This is a genomic window from Marinobacter zhanjiangensis (genome assembly GCF_014651935.1).
GTDB lineage: Bacteria > Pseudomonadota > Gammaproteobacteria > Pseudomonadales > Oleiphilaceae > Marinobacter > Marinobacter zhanjiangensis.
On record NZ_BMXV01000003.1, the window covers coordinates 154,704 to 170,389 of the forward strand.

Sequence of the window (15,686 nt, forward strand, 5' to 3'; positions counted from 1 at the left end):
GTCACTCGCTATACATTGCGGAAGTCGTGGTCCATTATTAAAACCTGTAGGGCTTTTGTCCGGTTGGGCAAATCTGCCGTAAAATCATGAGCTTTGGCAATGAAGGATGTAGCTATGGATATCAGGAAAAGTCTCCGTCGCCCGGTGGCGCTGATCATGATCGTGCTGATGAGTCTGACCACCACCGGTATGGCTTTTGCCCAGGGCGGCAGCACCCCGGCCGAACCGGTCTCCACGGCTGAGGTGCTGGAGTCTGAACAGGTTCGTGTTGACCGGGCCGAACTCAAGGCCATGCTGGCCACCGGAGAAGTTCAGGAAAAGCTCGCCTCCCTGGGAGTGGATCCCGGGCAGGTGGAGGAACGTATCGACAACCTGACCGCCGAGGAACTTTCCGAGTTCAACCAGGCCCTGGATGAATCCCCGGCCGGTGCCGGCGTTGGCGGTGTGGTGGGGGTGATTGTGCTATTCCTGCTGGTGTTCATCGTCACCGACATGTTGTGTGCCACAAACATCTACAGCTTCGTTAACTGCATTAACTGATCCGATGGGTATCCTCGCCACAGCCGGCCCGTTACGGGCCGGCTGCCTGTTCCTCCTGTTCACGTTGCTGGCCGGCTGTGCCGGCCATGGACACTACCCCCGACCTGATACCTTCACAGAGGCTGAGGTGGCACAAGCGGCGCTGATCCGTTCCGTGCCGTTTTACCCCCAGGAAGCCTATCAATGCGGTCCCGCTTCCCTGGCAATGGCACTGAACCACAGAAGTGCCGGCGTAACGCTGGACGAGACAGTCGATCGGGTCTACCTGCCCGGTCGCCAGGGCAGCCTGCAGGTAGAAATGGTGGCGACCGCCCGGTCGGAGGGCCTGCTGGTCTATCCGCTGGACGGAGACCTGAAAGCCATTATCCGTGAAGTGGATGCCGGCAATCCGGTGCTGGTATTCCAGAACCTCCGGCTTGGCTGGTGGCCCCAGTGGCATTTCGCCGTGGTCATCGGCTACGACCTGGAACAGCAGGAACTCGTGTTGCACTCGGGCACGCAGAAGCAGACAACCCTACCGTTCCGGGTTTTCGACAACACCTGGGCGAAGGCTGACCGTTGGGCAAGGGTTGTCATGCCCCCCGGGCAATTACCCGCCACGGCGGAGCCGGTTACCTACGTGCGCGCCGCCCATGATCTGGAGGAAGTGGGGCAGGCAGAGGCAGCACGTGACAGCTATCGGGCGGCGCTGGAGGCGTGGCCGGACAGTCTGGCGGCCGGCTTCGCCCATGCCAACCTGCTGCTGTCACGGCAACAATGGCAGCAGGCGGAGGACGCCTTTCGTCAACTGCTGGCTTTTCACCCCCGTTCAGCGCCAGCCTGGCATAACCTTGGGGTGGCCCTCGAACACAATCAGTGCCCGGTAGCAGCCCGTCAGGCACGTCGTTGCGCGGGCGGCCTGGCCCCTGATGATGCCCGCTTTGACACGGTGCCTGAAGCGTCCGGGGCGGAGGTGTCGGCCTCCTGTTCGGTGACGTCTTTGTTGACTGAGGCCGGGTGTACCGTACCAGAATAGATTATTGGCAATAACAGGAGGTAGGCTGATGGCATGGCAACAGCGACATCTGCTGGTGGAAGGCCGCGTACAGGGTGTGTCCTACCGGGCCTATACCGAGCGCAAGGCTACGGATCTGGGCTTGCAGGGTTACGTGCGGAACCTGCCCGACGGCCGCGTTGAGATCGTGGCCGAGGGTCCGGAAGACGCCCTGGATAAACTGGAGCAGTGGTGCTGGCAGGGTTCACCCGCGGCCAATGTTACCGGTGTGAGCTCGGCGAAGCAGCCAGCCAGTGATGGCTTCAGCGGTTTCGTCACCCGCTGAAGCCTTACGGTTTACAGGTTGGCTTCAGCAAACTCCGCCAGCACAGATCGTGGCACACCCTGCAGATGCACGTGGGCGCCGTGGCGGAAGCCCTTGAAGCGCTCGGTCATGTAGGTCAGGCCGGAACTGAGGCCGCTCAGATAGGGGGTATCAATCTGGGCGAGGTTGCCCAGGCAGATCACCTTGGAGCCGCTGCCCGCCCGGGTGATGATGGTCTTGATCTGGTGCGGGGTCAGGTTCTGGCACTCGTCGATAATGATCAGGCTGTGCTGGAAGCTGCGACCGCGGATATAGTTCATGGACTTGAAGTGCAGGGGCACCTTGCTGAGGATGTAGTCCACGCTGGCGGTCATGTTCTCGTCGTCCTCATGGAGGGCCTCGAGGTTGTCCACGATCGCCCCCAGCCAGGGTTCCATCTTCTCTGCCTCGGTGCCGGGCAGGAAACCGATGTCCTCATCCAGACCCTGGGTGGACCGGGTGGCAATGATGCGTTTGTACATCTTGCTGGCCACGGTCATCTCGATGCAGGCGGCCAGCGCCAGGATGGTCTTGCCCGAACCCGCCGAACCGGTCAGGTTGACCAGGTGCACGTCCGGATCCAGCAGCAGGTTCAGCGCCATGGCCTGGTAGATGTCCCGGGGTACCAGGCCCCAGACTTCCTCGTCCATCAGGTCCTGATGGTGCATGTCCCGCAGCACCAGGGTGTCCTCGTCAATGTCTGCCACCTTGCCGATAAAACCCTGCTCGTCAATCACGAACTCGTTGATATTCAGTTTGGCCAGTTCACCTTCGCGTTTGAGGAGATGCTCGGTGACGGCTTCCCGCTGCACCGTTTCCACCTTCTGGATATTGTCCCAGAAGGAGTTGGGGAAGGCATGGTAGCCCTTGGGCAGCAGGTCGATATCGTCCAGTAGCTGGTCGTTGTGATAGTCCTGGGCCTCGACACCGAAGCCACGGGCCTTCAGCCGCATGTTGATGTCCTTGCTGACCAGGATGATGTCCCGCGACTTGTACCGTGATTGCAGCTCCGCCAGGGTGTTGATGATCTTGTTGTCGTTCAGGTGCTCCGGCAGGGAATGGTTGCCGGCAGGGCCGGTACTCATGAGGATCGACAGGGTGCCGAGCGGCTTCGCCTTCCTGGCCCTGACAATGGGTACACCCTTCTCGATGTCCCCGGGGCTGGCATCCCCTAGCAGCTTGTCGATATTGCGGATGGCCTGGCGGCAGTCGGCGGCCACGGCCTGCTTGCCGGACTTGAGACTGTCGAGTTCTTCCAGGACCGTCATCGGCAGGATGACATCGTGTTCTTCAAAATTGAGGAGGGCGTTGGGATCGTGAATCAGCACATTGGTGTCGAGAACATACATTTTGCGGCGAGCTTGCGGTGCTCTGGGCATAGGGCGCGATACCTCTCTGGCAGGCGTCTGGGAGTCTGCGCTGCAGCAACTCATACCGCGTAGACTCCGTGCGGTCTCAAATCCCCGGTGGACACGGGTCCGTGGCGGCGTCCGGTTCAGTCACTCTCGGCACAGCGCCGGGTCAGGGATTTGTCGGATATGAGCTTCAGCATGTCGTAAGTGGTTATGATGCCGGTGATTTTCTCTTCCTTTGTGACGAAAATCCGGTGCAGGTGTTCCCCCATCATGATATCCGCAATGTCTCGCACCGGCGTCGACTCGTCAACCGAAAACACCTGCGGCGTCATGATATCGCGAACTTCTACCGGTAACCGGGTCATTTCTTCCAGGAATGCCAGGCGTAACCGGCGCACCTCCCGCTGTTCCTCGGGAGTCAGCCTGGCCCATGCTTTGGGCTTGCGGTCGGATGACCAGCGGAATTCGGCAATGTCCTTGAGAGTGGCAATGCCCACGATATCGCCGTGGTCATCAACCACGGGGCTGCCGGTGATTTCGTTCTCGGTGAGGAAGCGAGCAAGGTGGTCCATGGACCAGGATTCCGACACCGCCTTGACGTTGGGGGTCATGATGTCGCGGGCAATAACGGCCATGGGTCCCATTTCCCTGTCGGTGACTGGCCCGGCGATGGCAATGCCGGGCACTATGAGCCTATCGGCGTTCAGGTAGTGTGACGTTCAGCTCGAGCACCGAGCAGTCGTCATTGCGGTCCACTTCCACCTGAACCATGTCATCTTCAATCTGGACGTATTTGCGGATAACCGCAAGTAATTCCTGCTGCAGCTCGGGCAGGTAATCCGGCTGTTCCCGTTTGCCCCGTTCATGGGCCACGATGATCTGCAGGCGCTCCTTGGCAACGCTGGCCGATCCGGTGTTCTTGCGAGTCCGGAAGTAATCGAAGAAGCTCATCCTGTTTACCCCTTGAACATCCGCGCGAAAAAGCCTTTCTTCTGCAGAGTCATGAAACGGTGTTCCCGTTCCTCCCCCAGAAGCCGTGCGACGGCATCGTCATAAGCCTGGCCGGCATCGGTCTGATCCTCCAGAATCACCGGGGTACCCTGGTTGGATGCGTTGAGCACCACCTGGGATTCCGGGATCACGCCCAGCAGCGGAATGGCGAGGATTTCCTCCACATCGGCCACCGACAGCATTTCACCCCGTTCCACTCGCTCCGGATTGTAACGGGTCACCAGGAGGTGTTCCTTCACCGGGTCGTGGCCCAGTTCGGCACGGCGGGACTTGCTCTGCAGAATGCCCAGAATGCGGTCCGAGTCACGCACCGAGGACACCTCGGGGTTGGTGACCACGATGGCTTCATCGGCATAGTACAGGGCCATCTGGGCACCGTGCTCGATGCCCGCGGGAGAGTCGCAGACGATGTAGTCGAAGGTTTGCGACAGTTCGTTGAGGATTTTTTCAACGCCCTCTTTGGTCAGGGCTTCCTTCTCCCGGGTCTGGGAGGCGGGCAGGATGTAAAGGCTCTCAACACGCTTGTCGCGGATCAGCGCCTGATTGAGTGAGGCGTCCCCCTGGATGACGTTGACAAAGTCATACACCACCCGCCGTTCGCAGTTCATGATCAGGTCGAGGTTGCGCAGGCCAACGTCGAAATCAATCACCACTGTCTTGTGGCCACGGCGGGCAAGGCCGGTGCTGATGGAGGCGCTGGTGGTGGTCTTGCCTACCCCGCCTTTTCCTGATGTGACAACAATGATTCTAGCCAAGGTTGCGATCCTGTCTGCTGAAAATGGGTTTGCGGGAATGTCGGCTTTCAGGAACGCTCCAGTGGTGTTACCACCAGCAGGTCGTCCCTGAGCTGGACCTGCACAGCGGTTTTCCAGCCGCTTTCCTGCAGATCTTCCGAGATTTTATAGTGACCGGCGATAGACACAAGCTCGGCTTCCAGAGACTGGCAGAATACACGGGCGCTTTCCAGCCCGTGAACCCCTGCCAGAGCCCGTCCGCGCAAGGGACCGTACACGTGGATGTTACCTGCCGCCAGTACCTCCGCGCCAGCCTGCACCGGGGCCAGAATGATTAAATCACCGTCAGGGGCCACAATCTGCTGGCCCGATCTGACCGGCTGCGAGATTACGCGAAAGGGGGCCGGTCCGGCTGGTGCCGGTGTGGCGGCTTCGGGTTCGGCCGTGTCTGGTGCCGCCGGTTCACGGTCCTGGCGGCCACTGTCGGGCAGGATGGCCAGAGCCGCGTGGCGGGCCAGCCGGCGCTGGTCATCGTTGCCACCCCTGACACCCACCACATGTATATTATGCCGGCGGCAGATACCCAGCAGTTTGAAGAAGTCCAGCTCGCCCGTGGGCCCTTCATAGTGGTCGAGGCTCACGATAATGGGCATGTCCTTGAAAAATCCCGGTGCCTGGCGGATTTTCTCCCGTAATGCGGCTTCAAAGGAGTCGTCATCGAAGTAGGCCAGTTCCAGGGCCATAAGCGACACCGTGGAGCTCTTTAGCTGGAAAGCGGGCTTTTCGGCGGCCTGCGGAGCGTCTGTCATGCTGGGTTATCCTGGTCTTGAGGGGAAGTCGTCGGTTGGGGCCTCAAAGCGGGGCCGTCAAAGTGAATACCGGACCAGCCGGTGGTCATGAACTGGCGGATGTTGCCATGGGCCGTGCCGGCCGGGTCCTCCAGTACATCCCGGTAATGACGACCGAACAGTGTCAGAGCCTGGGTTTCAGTGAGATTGCCGAACTGACCGAGGGCAAACACCTTGCACGAGCCTTCATTGTCTCCGGCGGTATTGTGCAGTGGACCATTGCGAAAGCCGGTGGGAGTATAGTCGAAATGCCGGTCCACCAGCGCCAGGGTGTCCTCGAAGTCGGAGTGGCCGGCATCCAGTGAGGCCAGGTGAATCTTCAGCGCTTCGTGAATCTTCATCCCTGGTGTTCTCCCTGATGGGCCTGCTTCGGGCCCTGCTGGTATCTGGCCTTCCATTGTTCGTACGGCATGCCGTAGATGTGCTCCCGGGCCTCGGGGTCGGACAGCTCCACACCGCGTTCGGCAGCCTCCGCCCGTACCCACTTGGACAGGCAGTTGCGGCAGAATCCGGCCAGGTTCATCAGGTCGAGGTTCTGGACCTCGGTATGTTCCTGCAGGTGGCTGACCAGTTTACGGAAGGCCGCAGCCTCGATTTCGATGCGGGTCTGCCCGGAGAATTCGTTATTCATGGTGGTGAGCCTCCATCCTGTAAATGTCTGACATTCTCGGCAAGATACCGTAATATACAAGGCTGTACATTTATACAGAAGTTATTGATACGAGCCATGCAGCGCAAGATCATTCACATCGATTGCGACTGTTTCTACGCCGCCGTGGAAATGCGTGACGACCCGTCCCTGCGAGACGTGCCTATTGCTGTGGGCGGGCAGGGTGGTCGTGGTGTGGTGACGACGTGCAACTATCGCGCGCGGGCCTTTGGCGTACGCTCGGCCATGCCGGGCGGTGAAGCCCGCCGGCTGTGTCCCGATCTGGTCATGGTACCCATGGACATGCCCCGGTACCGTGAAGTGTCCCGCCAGGTGATGGCCATTTTCCGTGAAGTGACCGATCTGGTGGAGCCCCTGTCGCTGGACGAGGCCTTCCTGGATGTCAGCGAGGTGGACGCCTTTCAGGGCAGCGCTACGCTGATCGCACGATATATCCGTGACCAGGTCCGTGATCGTGTCGGCATCACCGTGTCGGCCGGGGTAGCGCCCAACAAGTTCCTGGCCAAGATTGCCAGCGACTGGGAGAAACCGGACGGCCTGTACGTGATCACGCCGGACAAGGTGGCGGGCTTTGTCGAGACCCTGCCGGTGGAAAAGCTGTTTGGCGTGGGCAAGGTGACCGCCGGCAAGCTCCATGACCGGGAGGTGAGAACTTGCGGCGACCTGCAGCGGGTGGGGCAGGCGGAACTGGTCAGCACCTTTGGCAAGCAGGGCCTGCGTTTATGGGACATGGCCCATGGCCAGGATGAGCGGCCGGTGGTGGTGACCAGGGTCGCCAAGTCGGTGAGTGTGGAGCGCACATTCTCCCGGGATCTGCCGGGAAAGACCGCCTGCCTGCAGGTGGTGCCCGCCCTGGTGGATGATCTCCGCCGGCGGCTGGAGCGCAAGAGCAGCCGCAAGCCGTTGCACAAGCTGTTTATCAAGATTCGTTACAGTGATTTTTCCACCCATACCCTGGAGCGGGTGCGGGACCCCGGCGTCGAGGCATCGCCCGGGGCCGACGAGTTCCTGCCCTTGCTGGATGAACTGGTGACGGACGAGCAGCGCCCGGTGAGACTACTGGGCGTAGGCGTTCGTTTCCGTGAGGACGGCGCTCCGGTTACCCAGTTACGCCTGTTTGAATAGCCCTCTTCATTGAAGCTGTAAGTCAGACGCTCCCCAGGAGGGCCTCAAGGCCCCAGGCGGTAGCTACCGTGCCTATGACGCCACCGATCACCGCCCCCGCCAGCACATCGCTGGGGTAGTGCAGGCCGAGCACCACCCGCGACGCGGCTACGGCCAGGGTAAAGGGCAGTATCAGAATTGCCAGGGCCGGCAGGGTCAGGGCCAGCACCATGGTAAAGCAGACCGCGTGCAAAGTATGCCCTGACGGGAAGCTGTAACGGTCCAGGGGAGGCGTGCCGCAGTGGATGACCGGAAAAGAGATGAAAGGCCGCTCCCGCACCAGCCAGCGCTTGAGCAACTTGTATGTGATTGTGCAGGCCAGCCCGCTGCCGGTCATCAGCAGCGCGATAGCGAGGCCCTGGCCCGGATAAATCAGTGGCAGGGACAGAATCAGCGCATACCACAGCCAGCCATCGCCCAGGCGGCTGACCACCTTGAACAGGGACAGTGCCGGCCGATAGCGAAGGCCATGGTTAATGGACCGGCACAGCGCAAACTCCGCCTGATCCACCTGATTAAAGAAGCGGGATACCCTGGGTGACGGCATGGTAACGGTCTCTCCTGTTCAGCTTCAGGGTGAGTTGCTCGAATTGTTCCACCTGGCTGCTCCAGTCCAGGTCCAGGGCGTCTAGCCTGGCCTGGTGCCGGATATTGGCCAGCAGCGTGTTCTGCTGGGCCAGGGTCAGGGCGTGTTCCACAAAGGCTTCATCCTCGTCCCGTGGCGCCAGCATGCCGTTTTCACGGTGACGTATGTGCTCGCCGGCGGCGGCGTCGTCAAAAGCTACCACCGCCAGGCCGCTGGCCATGGCCTCGGTGACCACATTGCCAAACGTGTCGGTCTTGCTGGGGAACAGGAAAAGGTCGCCGGAGGCATAGTGCCGGGCAAGCGCCTCTCCCTTGTGGACACCACAGAAGACGTAGTCGGGGTGTTTCTGCTGCAGTCGTTTGCGCTGGGGGCCATCCCCCACCAGCACGAACCGGGCTCGCGGGTGCAGGGCGCGAATCCGCTCGAAACAGGACACTGCCAGTTGCAGATTCTTTTCCGAGGCCAGTCTGCCCACATAGAGCACAGCCCGGTCCTGGGGCTGGAGGCCCCAGTCGGTGCGCAGTTGCTGGTCCCGCTTGTGGGGTGAGAAGCGTTGGCAGTCCACGCCCCGGCTCCACAGGCCCACCGGATGGATGCCCATGGCGTGCACCCGGGCGGCCATGCGCCGTGTGGGGACCAGAGTCAGGGCCGTGCGGTTGTGAAACCATCGGCCATAGCGCTGCAGCAGACGCTCCAGGAAGGCGGCGTGGTAGTGGCGGCTGTAGCTGTGAAAGTTGGTGTGGAACCCTGAGCAGACCGGAATGCCAAGCTTGCGGGCAACAGTGACCGCAGTGACACCCAGAGGCCCCTGGGTGGCCACGTAGACCAGGTCCGGGCGTTGACGCGTCCACAGGGCCCGCAGTCGTTTCTGGCGGGTCAGGCCGAACTGCAGAGCGGTGTACCCGGGCAGGGGCAGGCCGGGCACCGTCACCAGTTCATGGCAAAGTCCGGTATGACTGGCGGATGCGGGGATGGCGGAGCGGTCGGACTTCCGGGCTGGCCTGATCACCTGTACCTGATGCCCGTTCGTACTCAGCCCCCGGCAAAGGTACTTCAGGGTGTTCGCTACGCCGTTGATTTCCGGTGAAAAGGTTTCAGAGACAACGGTAATCCGGCGATTCAGGGACTGGCGGCTGGCTTCTCTCATTCGATAACCCTGCTGGATGATTCCGTTGGTTGCGGGTAACCTCATTGCGTCACTGGCTTTCCGTTATTCCACTTTTTTTTCAGTTATTCCACTATGAAAACGGAATGTGACAGCCAGGCTTCAGCTTTGTGACATTCCCTTGAAACCCGCGCCCTGACTGAGTTTCCGGGCGCAGACCTGTAACCGGAACAAGCCGTTGGAGGAAGGATGGAGATGCGAAAACTGGGTCGCAGCGACCTGGACGTGAGCCTGATCTGCCTGGGTACCATGACCTGGGGGCAGCAGAACACCGAAAAGGAAGCATTCGAACAACTGGATTACGCCGTGGGCGAGGGCATCAACTTCATCGATGCGGCGGAGATGTACCCGGTGCCACCGCGGCCGGAAACACAGGGCCTTACCGAGCAGTACCTGGGTAACTGGCTGGCGCGCCGCGAGCGCCGTGATGACCTGGTTATTGCCTCCAAGGTCGCCGGCCCCGGTAACGGTCTGACCTATCTGCGCAATGGCCCGCGCCTGACCCGGGACCATATCCGGGAGGCCTGTGAGACCAGCCTGAAACGCCTGCAGACGGACTATATCGACCTCTACCAGGTGCACTGGCCGGATCGCAGTACCAATTTCTTCGGCCAGTTGGGTTACCGCCATCGGGACAACGAGGATTACACGCCCATCGAGGAGACCCTGGGAGCGCTGCACGAACTGGTGCAGGAAGGCAAGATCCGTCACATCGGTCTGTCCAATGAGACGCCCTGGGGCGCCATGAAGTATGTCCAGCTTGCCGAGAAGCATGGCTGGCCGCGTCCGGTGACCATCCAGAACCCCTACAACCTGCTGAACCGCACCTTCGAGCAGGGGCTGGCGGAAGTGGCGCACCGGGAGGACATGGGGCTCCTGGCCTATTCGCCACTGGCCTTCGGCATGCTTACCGGCAAGTATCTGGACGGCAAGCGCCCGGATAATGCCCGCATGACCCTGTTCAAGCGCTTTGTCCGCTACCAGGGTGAGCGCGCAGAGCAGGCTACCCGCGCCTACTGTGATCTGGCGCAGGCACATGGTCTGACCCCGGCCCAGCTGGCCCTGGCCTGGGTGAACAGTCGCCGTTTTGTCACCAGCAACATCATCGGCGCCACCACCATGGAGCAGCTTCGGGAAAACATCGGCTCGGCCACCGTGGAACTGAATGACGAAGTCCTGCAGGCCCTTGAAGAGCTGCACCGGGAATTCACCTACCCCTGCCCCTGATAACGCCGCAAGGAGCTTTGCATCCCGCCCCCAACGGGCGGGGTGTGCTTACCTGCCGTTACTGCTGGTCACCTTCTCCGACACTTCCGGCCCTTGGTTACATGTCGTTACATTAGCTGACAAAATGCTGCAAAAGTCGGGGTCTGTTGTGCAAGAAATCACAGAGTTCCATGAGCAAATGGTTAGACTTTAGCCATAAATGTAAAACGTATTTTACAACTGCATTTGCTGGCTGGGACACTATGATCATTCGCATCTTTCTCGCATTACTGATACTGAACACGGTGGCGTTTGTTGTGCGTGCAGAGGCGGGCGAGCGTGAGACATTGCCCAACGAGATCTATCTCGGGGACCCGTCCGAAATCCAGAATCGCATGTCCGGTGACTTCATCTACGACGACGAGGATGCCCTGATGGACCTGGGGTCTCGTCTGTTGAGCTGGCGACTGTCGAGCACCCCGGCCCATGCCGGCCGCCGTTATGCATCCGAGTCCGCGCAACCGGATCATTCCCTTGCGCTGATCAATGAGGGTGCCGCGCTCAACCTGCGCTGGAGATTCTGAACCGCCCCCGCCGATACGCCGGGCGGTTCGCACTGCCGCCCCTGAGTTTCCTGAATTGTCACCGCCCTGCCGACGTGGGATCATCGTGTCATCTTGACCGCAGCAGGGAGACTGATAAGCACCATGTCGGATACACCGGAAAGGTTCAGGGAAACGACCGCTGATGCCTGTGTCGAGGCGATTATCCGGCGGGTAGGCAAGACCATTGTGCTGGGACTGCCTCTTGGCCTCGGCAAGCCAGTTCGTCTCGTCAACGCGTTGTATGAACGGGCCCGGCAGGACCCGTCCATTGATCTTCATATTCTGACGGCCATTTCCATGCTGGCGCCCCGGGGCAGCTCCTTCCTGGAGCGACAGTTCCTCGATCCCTTTGTCAAACGACTGTACGGCGATGTGCCTGAACTGGCCTATGCCCGGGATGTGCTGGACAAGCGCCTGCCTGCCAATGTGAAAGTTTCCGAATTCTTCTTCAAGGCGGGCAGCTTCCTCGACAACGAGCAGCAGCAGCGCAACTATATCTGTACCAACTATACCCACGCGGTCCGTGATCTGGTCGCCCAGGGCGTTAACGTGATCTGCCAGATGGTGGCGCCGGAGCGGGAGCCCGGCGGTGACCTGAGCCTGAGCTGCAACCCGGACCTGACCCTGGACCTGCTGCTTTTGCTGAGGCAGCAGGAAGCCGCCGGCCAGAAGGTGGCGGTAGTGGGGGAACTGAACCATTACCTGCCCTGGCTGGGGCATCAGGCGGCGGTGCCGGCGTCGGACTTTGACCTGTTGCTGGAGCATCCGGATACCGACTATCCGCTGTTCCCCGTGCCCCAGGGGTCAATCAGCCCCGCGGATCACCTGATCGGTTTCTATGCCAGTACGTTACTGAAAGATGGGGGCACGCTCCAGGTGGGCATCGGCTCTCTGGGGGCAGCTGTGGTTCACAGCACCATTCTGCGACACCGCCATAACGAACAGTGGAATGCTCTCTACGAGCACTTGCGGGTTGCGACCCGATTCCCCTTCATTGCCGCCGAGGGCGATACGGGTACCTTTCGTGAAGGGCTGTACGGCTGCAGCGAGATGATGGTGGATGGCTTCATGCATCTGATGAAAGCCGGCATCCTCAAACGGGAGGTCTATGACGACCTGGACACCCAGGAGCGGGCCAATCGTGGCGAACCGGTCAGCGAGCCCGGTGTGGTCATGCATGGCGGGTTCTATCTGGGCCCGGCGGATTTCTACCAGCAGCTGCGGGAACTCGACGAAGAAGAGCGCCGCCGTATTGCCATGACCAGCGTCAACTATATCAACGACCTCTATGATCACCGCTTTGGCAGCCAGCGGCTCAAAATGGCTCAGCGGCAGCACTCCCGGTTCATCAATTCGGCGATGATGCATACCCTGTCCGGAGCGGCGATATCGGATGGTCTGGAGGATGGCCGTGTGGTCAGCGGTGTGGGTGGCCAGTACAATTTTGTCGCCATGGCCCATGACCTGCCGGGGGCACGCTCCATCATCACCCTGCGCAGTACCCGCGAGAGCGGTGGCGACACGGTTTCGAATATCGTCTTCAGCTACGGGCACTGCACCATTCCCCGCCACCTCCGGGATATCGTGGTCACCGAATATGGCGCGGCGGACCTGCGTGGAAAGTCGGACGAAGAGGTCTACCTGGCGTTGATCCGCATTGCCGATGCCCGCTTCCAGCCCTCATTGCTGGAACAGGCCCAGAAGGCGGGAAAAGTCAGCAAAAGCTTCAGGCTGCCGCGGTCCTGGCAGGAAAATACTGCCGACCATGTCAGCCAGACCCTGGCCTCGGTGGGTGAAGGGGAAGCCTTTCCCCCATTCCCCTTCGGCTGTGATTTCACCGGCGAAGAACTGACCCTGGTGAAAGCGCTGCAGGCGCTGAAGTCGGCGACAGCGGGCACCCGTGGTAAGCTGCGCACCTTTGCCAGGGCGGTGAGGGCCGATGTGAAACGTGAGGACCTGAAACCCTACCTTGAGAGGATGGGGCTGTCGTCCGGCGGGGGCCCTTCCGCCTGGCTGAACCGCCGGCTGCTGGCTGTTGCCCTGGAGCAGACCGGTGCCACTGAACCACCCGCAGAGTCCCGTCACTGATGCAAAGACCGATGATCTACACCGTTCATTATCGCCTCAAGAACCAGGCCGGAGAGGTCGTGGACACCTCGGAAGGAGGTGAGCCGCTGCATTTTCTGGAAGGCTCCGACAATGTCATCGAGGGCATCCAGAAGGCAGTCAGCGGACGCTCGCCGGGCGATTCTCTGGAGGTCACCATTCCGCCGGCTCTGGCTTACGGGGAGCACAACCCGGAGCTGGTACGCAAGTTACCCCGTTCCGCTTTCGAGGGTGTGGAGAACCTGCAGGTAGGCATGAAGTTCCAGACCAATACCGGGGATGAGGCTCAGGTCGTTCAGGTGGTGGGTATCGACGGCAATCTGATCCGGGTGGATGCCAATCATCCCCTGGCAGGCTTCACCCTTTACTTCGATCTGGACATCATATCCGCCCGGGAAGCCACCGAAGACGAGGCGGCCGCCGGGCAGCCCCTGACACCCGCCCCCTGATGGCTGCGACGCAGGCTCTCGACAATGATCTCCCGTACGCGGTTGCTCAGCTCGCGGGCACTTTCGTCGGGCAGGGGTGTCACCGGCGGGTGCCAGACGACCCTGACGTCCGGTGCCGGAGCGGCCAGCAGGCGGATCAGGTGGTGGTGAAATTCATCGTCGCCGATAAAGGGGGATATATGACACGGTTCGCCGTCCCGCACATAGGCAATACTGACTGGCACGATGGCCACGTCGGCGGCTGTGGCGGCTCCGATCAGTCTCGGGAAGAAGGGCAACACCGTCAGACCGGCTGAGGTGGTGCCTTCCGGGAAAATCAGAACCGACTGGCCCGCCTCCAGGGTTTCTCTGATATCGGCCCGCTTTTCTGCGGCCTCGCCCCCGCCACGGCGGATAAACAGCGTACCGGCCTGACGGGCCAGCCAGCCCACCACGGGCCATTGCGCCACCTCCGCCTTGGACAGGAAACGAATCTTCGTCAGCCCGCCCAGCACCGGAATGTCGGTCCAGGAAATGTGGTTGCTCATCAGCAGGGCGGGGGCTTGTGGTGCCGGTCCCTGCTCCCTGATACGGATACCAATACAGCGGCAGCAGCAGCGAAAGCAGATCTGCGCCACCGGCGTCCGGTCGTGCCGCCGTCTGGTGACGACGTCGGCCAGCAGGAGCAGCGCGGCAACCACCGCAGTGACGCTCAGTACCAGTATTAGCAAGGGCAATCTGAACATCAGGCGCAATGCTGCCATGATTTTCTCCGCTATGGATTCAGGGGCAGTAGCTCCCAACGACAGGTCGCGGGGGCTTGCTGCATCCGGCCAGGAAATTATTGTCAGCCGGTACCGTTTCTGCGCATGAAATGCCGGCTGTAGCGAGCCGACAACTCACTGACCTCGAGCAATACCAGCACATCGGCGCACCGGAACTCGGGATCCCAGCATGGCTCTCCGCATACCCGGGCGCCCAGGCGCATGTAAGCGCGCAGCAGGGCGGGGATATCCACCGGGCGTTCGGAGTCTGCCCGGGTCAGGTGAGGCAGGGCCCGCCGTGGCCAGACCCGGTCATCCTCTGATGAAAGATACCGGTCCTGAAGGTGCCGGGCAATACGCCAGGCTTTCAGGCCACCATCGGACATGCTGATGCTGGCGCAGCCGATGATCCGGTCGACCCGGTGCTTGGTCAGCCAGTCTGCCAGCGTTGCCCACAGCAGTCCGATGGTGGCGCCGGTTCGGTAGGCGGGATGTACACAGGTGCGGCCCAGTTCAGCCACCCGACCGGCCCCTGACAGCAATTGCGACAGATCGAATTCGCTCTCGGAGTAGAAACCACCGGTGTGACCAGCCTGGTCCTGGCGGAGGATCCGGGTGGTGGCTACCAGCTCCCCGGTCTCGCTATCGGTCACCATCAGATGATCACACCAGGCGTCGAACGGATCGGAGTCCAGCCCGGGGATTTCGGCGCCAAGATCCGAGTCGTATTCCGCAGAGAAAACGTCGTATCGCAGCCGCTGGGCCTGTTGCACCAGGTGAGGGTCGCGGGTGACCCGGGTCAGCAGACGGCGGGATACGGCAGCACGAGCGGTTTGGGCAGTCATGGCAAACTCTCTTTTTGTCCATTTCAGAACGAGGTTATGAAGCGCCTGTGACACGCCCGTGACGTGGCAATGACGACTTGATGACGACGATGACTTGCCGCCTGGCCCGGCCCACTGTGGCGGCGGCGCCAGAAGCTGCTATCTTTTGTGACGGGAGGTAACATCCAGTGGCGTCATGTATTTCTCGCAGCAATATGTATAATCGTTGTTACACGATTCGGGTAAGCTGCTGAGTTTACTCAGGCCGGACTATCTGGAAGGCACACCAGGTGCGGGGGGCTAACCCGGCGCCCGACGGCAAGCAAGGAAAGGGGGCGTCCCG

The 15,686-nt window shown here is 61.0% G+C and carries 19 protein-coding genes; 8 read left to right on the plus strand and 11 right to left on the minus strand.

Going from position 1 to position 15,686, the window contains the following annotated elements:
* Positions 1–114: 114 nt before the first annotated feature.
* From IE079_RS07375 to IE079_RS07385, 3 genes are all read left to right on the plus strand, one after another.
* A complete protein-coding gene (locus IE079_RS07375) occupies positions 115–540 on the plus strand; it encodes a PA2779 family protein (protein ID WP_189575002.1) in 426 nt (141 codons plus the stop codon).
* Positions 541–667: 127 nt separating this feature from the next.
* Positions 668–1,555 carry a PA2778 family cysteine peptidase gene (locus IE079_RS07380; protein WP_227712371.1) on the plus strand — a complete coding sequence of 296 codons (888 nt, stop codon included), beginning with the start codon at positions 668–670 and terminating at the stop codon, positions 1,553–1,555.
* A 28-nt stretch (positions 1,556–1,583) separates the two neighbouring features.
* A complete protein-coding gene (locus tag IE079_RS07385) occupies positions 1,584–1,859 on the plus strand; it encodes an acylphosphatase (RefSeq protein ID WP_189575004.1) in 276 nt (91 codons plus the stop codon).
* Positions 1,860–1,870: 11 nt separating this feature from the next.
* On the opposite strand, the gene IE079_RS07390 is transcribed toward IE079_RS07385, so the two are convergent.
* The 7 genes from IE079_RS07390 to IE079_RS07420 form a co-directional block, all read right to left on the minus strand.
* A complete protein-coding gene (locus IE079_RS07390) occupies positions 1,871–3,256 on the minus strand; it encodes a PhoH family protein (protein ID WP_227712372.1) in 1,386 nt (461 codons plus the stop codon).
* A gap of 116 nt (positions 3,257–3,372) precedes the next feature.
* On the minus strand, positions 3,373–3,867 hold the full coding sequence (locus tag IE079_RS07395) for a CBS domain-containing protein (protein ID WP_189575005.1): 495 nt from the start codon (positions 3,865–3,867) through the stop codon (positions 3,373–3,375).
* 58 nt (positions 3,868–3,925) lie between these two features.
* Positions 3,926–4,183, minus strand: a complete 258-nt coding sequence (gene minE, locus IE079_RS07400) for a cell division topological specificity factor MinE (protein WP_189575006.1) — start codon at positions 4,181–4,183, stop codon at positions 3,926–3,928.
* A 5-nt stretch (positions 4,184–4,188) separates the two neighbouring features.
* Complete coding sequence (minD, locus tag IE079_RS07405; RefSeq protein WP_189575008.1) at positions 4,189–4,998, minus strand: septum site-determining protein MinD; 810 nt, start codon at positions 4,996–4,998, stop codon at positions 4,189–4,191.
* 47 nt (positions 4,999–5,045) lie between these two features.
* Complete coding sequence (gene minC / locus IE079_RS07410; RefSeq protein ID WP_189575010.1) at positions 5,046–5,786, minus strand: septum site-determining protein MinC; 741 nt, start codon at positions 5,784–5,786, stop codon at positions 5,046–5,048.
* Complete coding sequence (locus tag IE079_RS07415; RefSeq protein WP_189575012.1) at positions 5,783–6,166, minus strand: HopJ type III effector protein; 384 nt, start codon at positions 6,164–6,166, stop codon at positions 5,783–5,785. Before IE079_RS07415 ends, minC begins: the two co-directional genes overlap by 4 nt.
* Entirely contained in the window at positions 6,163–6,456 is a 294-nt protein-coding gene (locus IE079_RS07420) for a DUF1244 domain-containing protein (RefSeq protein WP_189575014.1), read from the minus strand. The genes IE079_RS07415 and IE079_RS07420 overlap by 4 nt, the downstream gene beginning before the upstream one ends.
* Before the next feature lie 96 nt (positions 6,457–6,552).
* On the opposite strand from IE079_RS07420, the gene dinB reads away from it, so the two are divergent.
* Positions 6,553–7,620 carry a DNA polymerase IV gene (gene dinB / locus IE079_RS07425; RefSeq protein WP_189575016.1) on the plus strand — a complete coding sequence of 356 codons (1,068 nt, stop codon included), beginning with the start codon at positions 6,553–6,555 and terminating at the stop codon, positions 7,618–7,620.
* A gap of 22 nt (positions 7,621–7,642) precedes the next feature.
* Here dinB and IE079_RS07430 read toward each other — a convergent pair whose 3' ends face one another.
* Together IE079_RS07430 and IE079_RS07435 are read right to left on the minus strand one after the other, a co-directional pair.
* Positions 7,643–8,206 carry a phosphatase PAP2 family protein gene (locus IE079_RS07430; RefSeq protein WP_189575018.1) on the minus strand — a complete coding sequence of 188 codons (564 nt, stop codon included), beginning with the start codon at positions 8,204–8,206 and terminating at the stop codon, positions 7,643–7,645.
* Complete coding sequence (locus IE079_RS07435; RefSeq protein ID WP_189575020.1) at positions 8,175–9,392, minus strand: glycosyltransferase family 4 protein; 1,218 nt, start codon at positions 9,390–9,392, stop codon at positions 8,175–8,177. Before IE079_RS07435 ends, IE079_RS07430 begins: the two co-directional genes overlap by 32 nt.
* Before the next feature lie 207 nt (positions 9,393–9,599).
* On the opposite strand from IE079_RS07435, the gene IE079_RS07440 reads away from it, so the two are divergent.
* The 4 genes from IE079_RS07440 (at position 9,600) to IE079_RS07455 (ending at position 13,776) form a co-directional block, all read left to right on the plus strand.
* Positions 9,600–10,637 carry an NADP(H)-dependent aldo-keto reductase gene (locus IE079_RS07440; protein ID WP_189575023.1) on the plus strand — a complete coding sequence of 346 codons (1,038 nt, stop codon included), beginning with the start codon at positions 9,600–9,602 and terminating at the stop codon, positions 10,635–10,637.
* Positions 10,638–10,879: 242 nt separating this feature from the next.
* Entirely contained in the window at positions 10,880–11,200 is a 321-nt protein-coding gene (locus tag IE079_RS07445; RefSeq protein ID WP_189575025.1) for a hypothetical protein, read from the plus strand.
* Between the two features lie 123 nt (positions 11,201–11,323).
* Positions 11,324–13,309, plus strand: a complete 1,986-nt coding sequence (locus IE079_RS07450) for an acetyl-CoA hydrolase/transferase C-terminal domain-containing protein (protein ID WP_189575027.1) — start codon at positions 11,324–11,326, stop codon at positions 13,307–13,309.
* The gene (locus tag IE079_RS07455) at positions 13,309–13,776 is read left to right on the plus strand and encodes an FKBP-type peptidyl-prolyl cis-trans isomerase (protein ID WP_189575029.1); all 468 of its coding nucleotides are present in this window, start codon (positions 13,309–13,311) and stop codon (positions 13,774–13,776) included. The genes IE079_RS07450 and IE079_RS07455 overlap by 1 nt, the downstream gene beginning before the upstream one ends.
* Here the strand turns inward: IE079_RS07455 and IE079_RS07460 are convergent.
* Together IE079_RS07460 and IE079_RS07465 are read right to left on the minus strand one after the other, a co-directional pair.
* Entirely contained in the window at positions 13,692–14,519 is an 828-nt protein-coding gene (locus IE079_RS07460; protein WP_189575031.1) for a lysophospholipid acyltransferase family protein, read from the minus strand. The two genes, IE079_RS07455 and IE079_RS07460, sit on opposite strands and share 85 nt — an antisense overlap.
* A gap of 83 nt (positions 14,520–14,602) precedes the next feature.
* Positions 14,603–15,364 carry a GNAT family N-acetyltransferase gene (locus IE079_RS07465; RefSeq protein ID WP_189575034.1) on the minus strand — a complete coding sequence of 254 codons (762 nt, stop codon included), beginning with the start codon at positions 15,362–15,364 and terminating at the stop codon, positions 14,603–14,605.
* Between the last annotated feature and the right edge of the window lie 322 nt (positions 15,365–15,686).

What these genes read in the sequence shown, in the direction of transcription:
- IE079_RS07435 (WP_189575020.1), bottom strand. Translation starts at nt 9,392, where the DNA reads ATGAGAGAAGCCAGCCGCCAGTCCCTGAATCGCCGGATTACCGTTGTC.
- IE079_RS07420 (WP_189575014.1), bottom strand. Translation starts at nt 6,456, where the DNA reads ATGAATAACGAATTCTCCGGGCAGACCCGCATCGAAATCGAGGCTGCG.
- minE (WP_189575006.1), bottom strand. Translation starts at nt 4,183, where the DNA reads ATGAGCTTCTTCGATTACTTCCGGACTCGCAAGAACACCGGATCGGCC.
- IE079_RS07390 (WP_227712372.1), bottom strand. Translation starts at nt 3,256, where the DNA reads ATGCCCAGAGCACCGCAAGCTCGCCGCAAAATGTATGTTCTCGACACC.
- IE079_RS07395 (WP_189575005.1), bottom strand. Translation starts at nt 3,867, where the DNA reads ATGGCCGTTATTGCCCGCGACATCATGACCCCCAACGTCAAGGCGGTG.
- IE079_RS07415 (WP_189575012.1), bottom strand. Translation starts at nt 6,166, where the DNA reads ATGAAGATTCACGAAGCGCTGAAGATTCACCTGGCCTCACTGGATGCC.
- IE079_RS07460 (WP_189575031.1), bottom strand. Translation starts at nt 14,519, where the DNA reads ATGGCAGCATTGCGCCTGATGTTCAGATTGCCCTTGCTAATACTGGTA.
- minC (WP_189575010.1), bottom strand. Translation starts at nt 5,786, where the DNA reads ATGACAGACGCTCCGCAGGCCGCCGAAAAGCCCGCTTTCCAGCTAAAG.
- dinB (WP_189575016.1), top strand. Translation starts at nt 6,553, where the DNA reads ATGCAGCGCAAGATCATTCACATCGATTGCGACTGTTTCTACGCCGCC.
- IE079_RS07430 (WP_189575018.1), bottom strand. Translation starts at nt 8,206, where the DNA reads ATGCCGTCACCCAGGGTATCCCGCTTCTTTAATCAGGTGGATCAGGCG.
- IE079_RS07450 (WP_189575027.1), top strand. Translation starts at nt 11,324, where the DNA reads ATGTCGGATACACCGGAAAGGTTCAGGGAAACGACCGCTGATGCCTGT.
- IE079_RS07375 (WP_189575002.1), top strand. Translation starts at nt 115, where the DNA reads ATGGATATCAGGAAAAGTCTCCGTCGCCCGGTGGCGCTGATCATGATC.
- IE079_RS07440 (WP_189575023.1), top strand. Translation starts at nt 9,600, where the DNA reads ATGGAGATGCGAAAACTGGGTCGCAGCGACCTGGACGTGAGCCTGATC.
- IE079_RS07445 (WP_189575025.1), top strand. Translation starts at nt 10,880, where the DNA reads ATGATCATTCGCATCTTTCTCGCATTACTGATACTGAACACGGTGGCG.
- IE079_RS07465 (WP_189575034.1), bottom strand. Translation starts at nt 15,364, where the DNA reads ATGACTGCCCAAACCGCTCGTGCTGCCGTATCCCGCCGTCTGCTGACC.
- IE079_RS07455 (WP_189575029.1), top strand. Translation starts at nt 13,309, where the DNA reads ATGCAAAGACCGATGATCTACACCGTTCATTATCGCCTCAAGAACCAG.
- IE079_RS07385 (WP_189575004.1), top strand. Translation starts at nt 1,584, where the DNA reads ATGGCATGGCAACAGCGACATCTGCTGGTGGAAGGCCGCGTACAGGGT.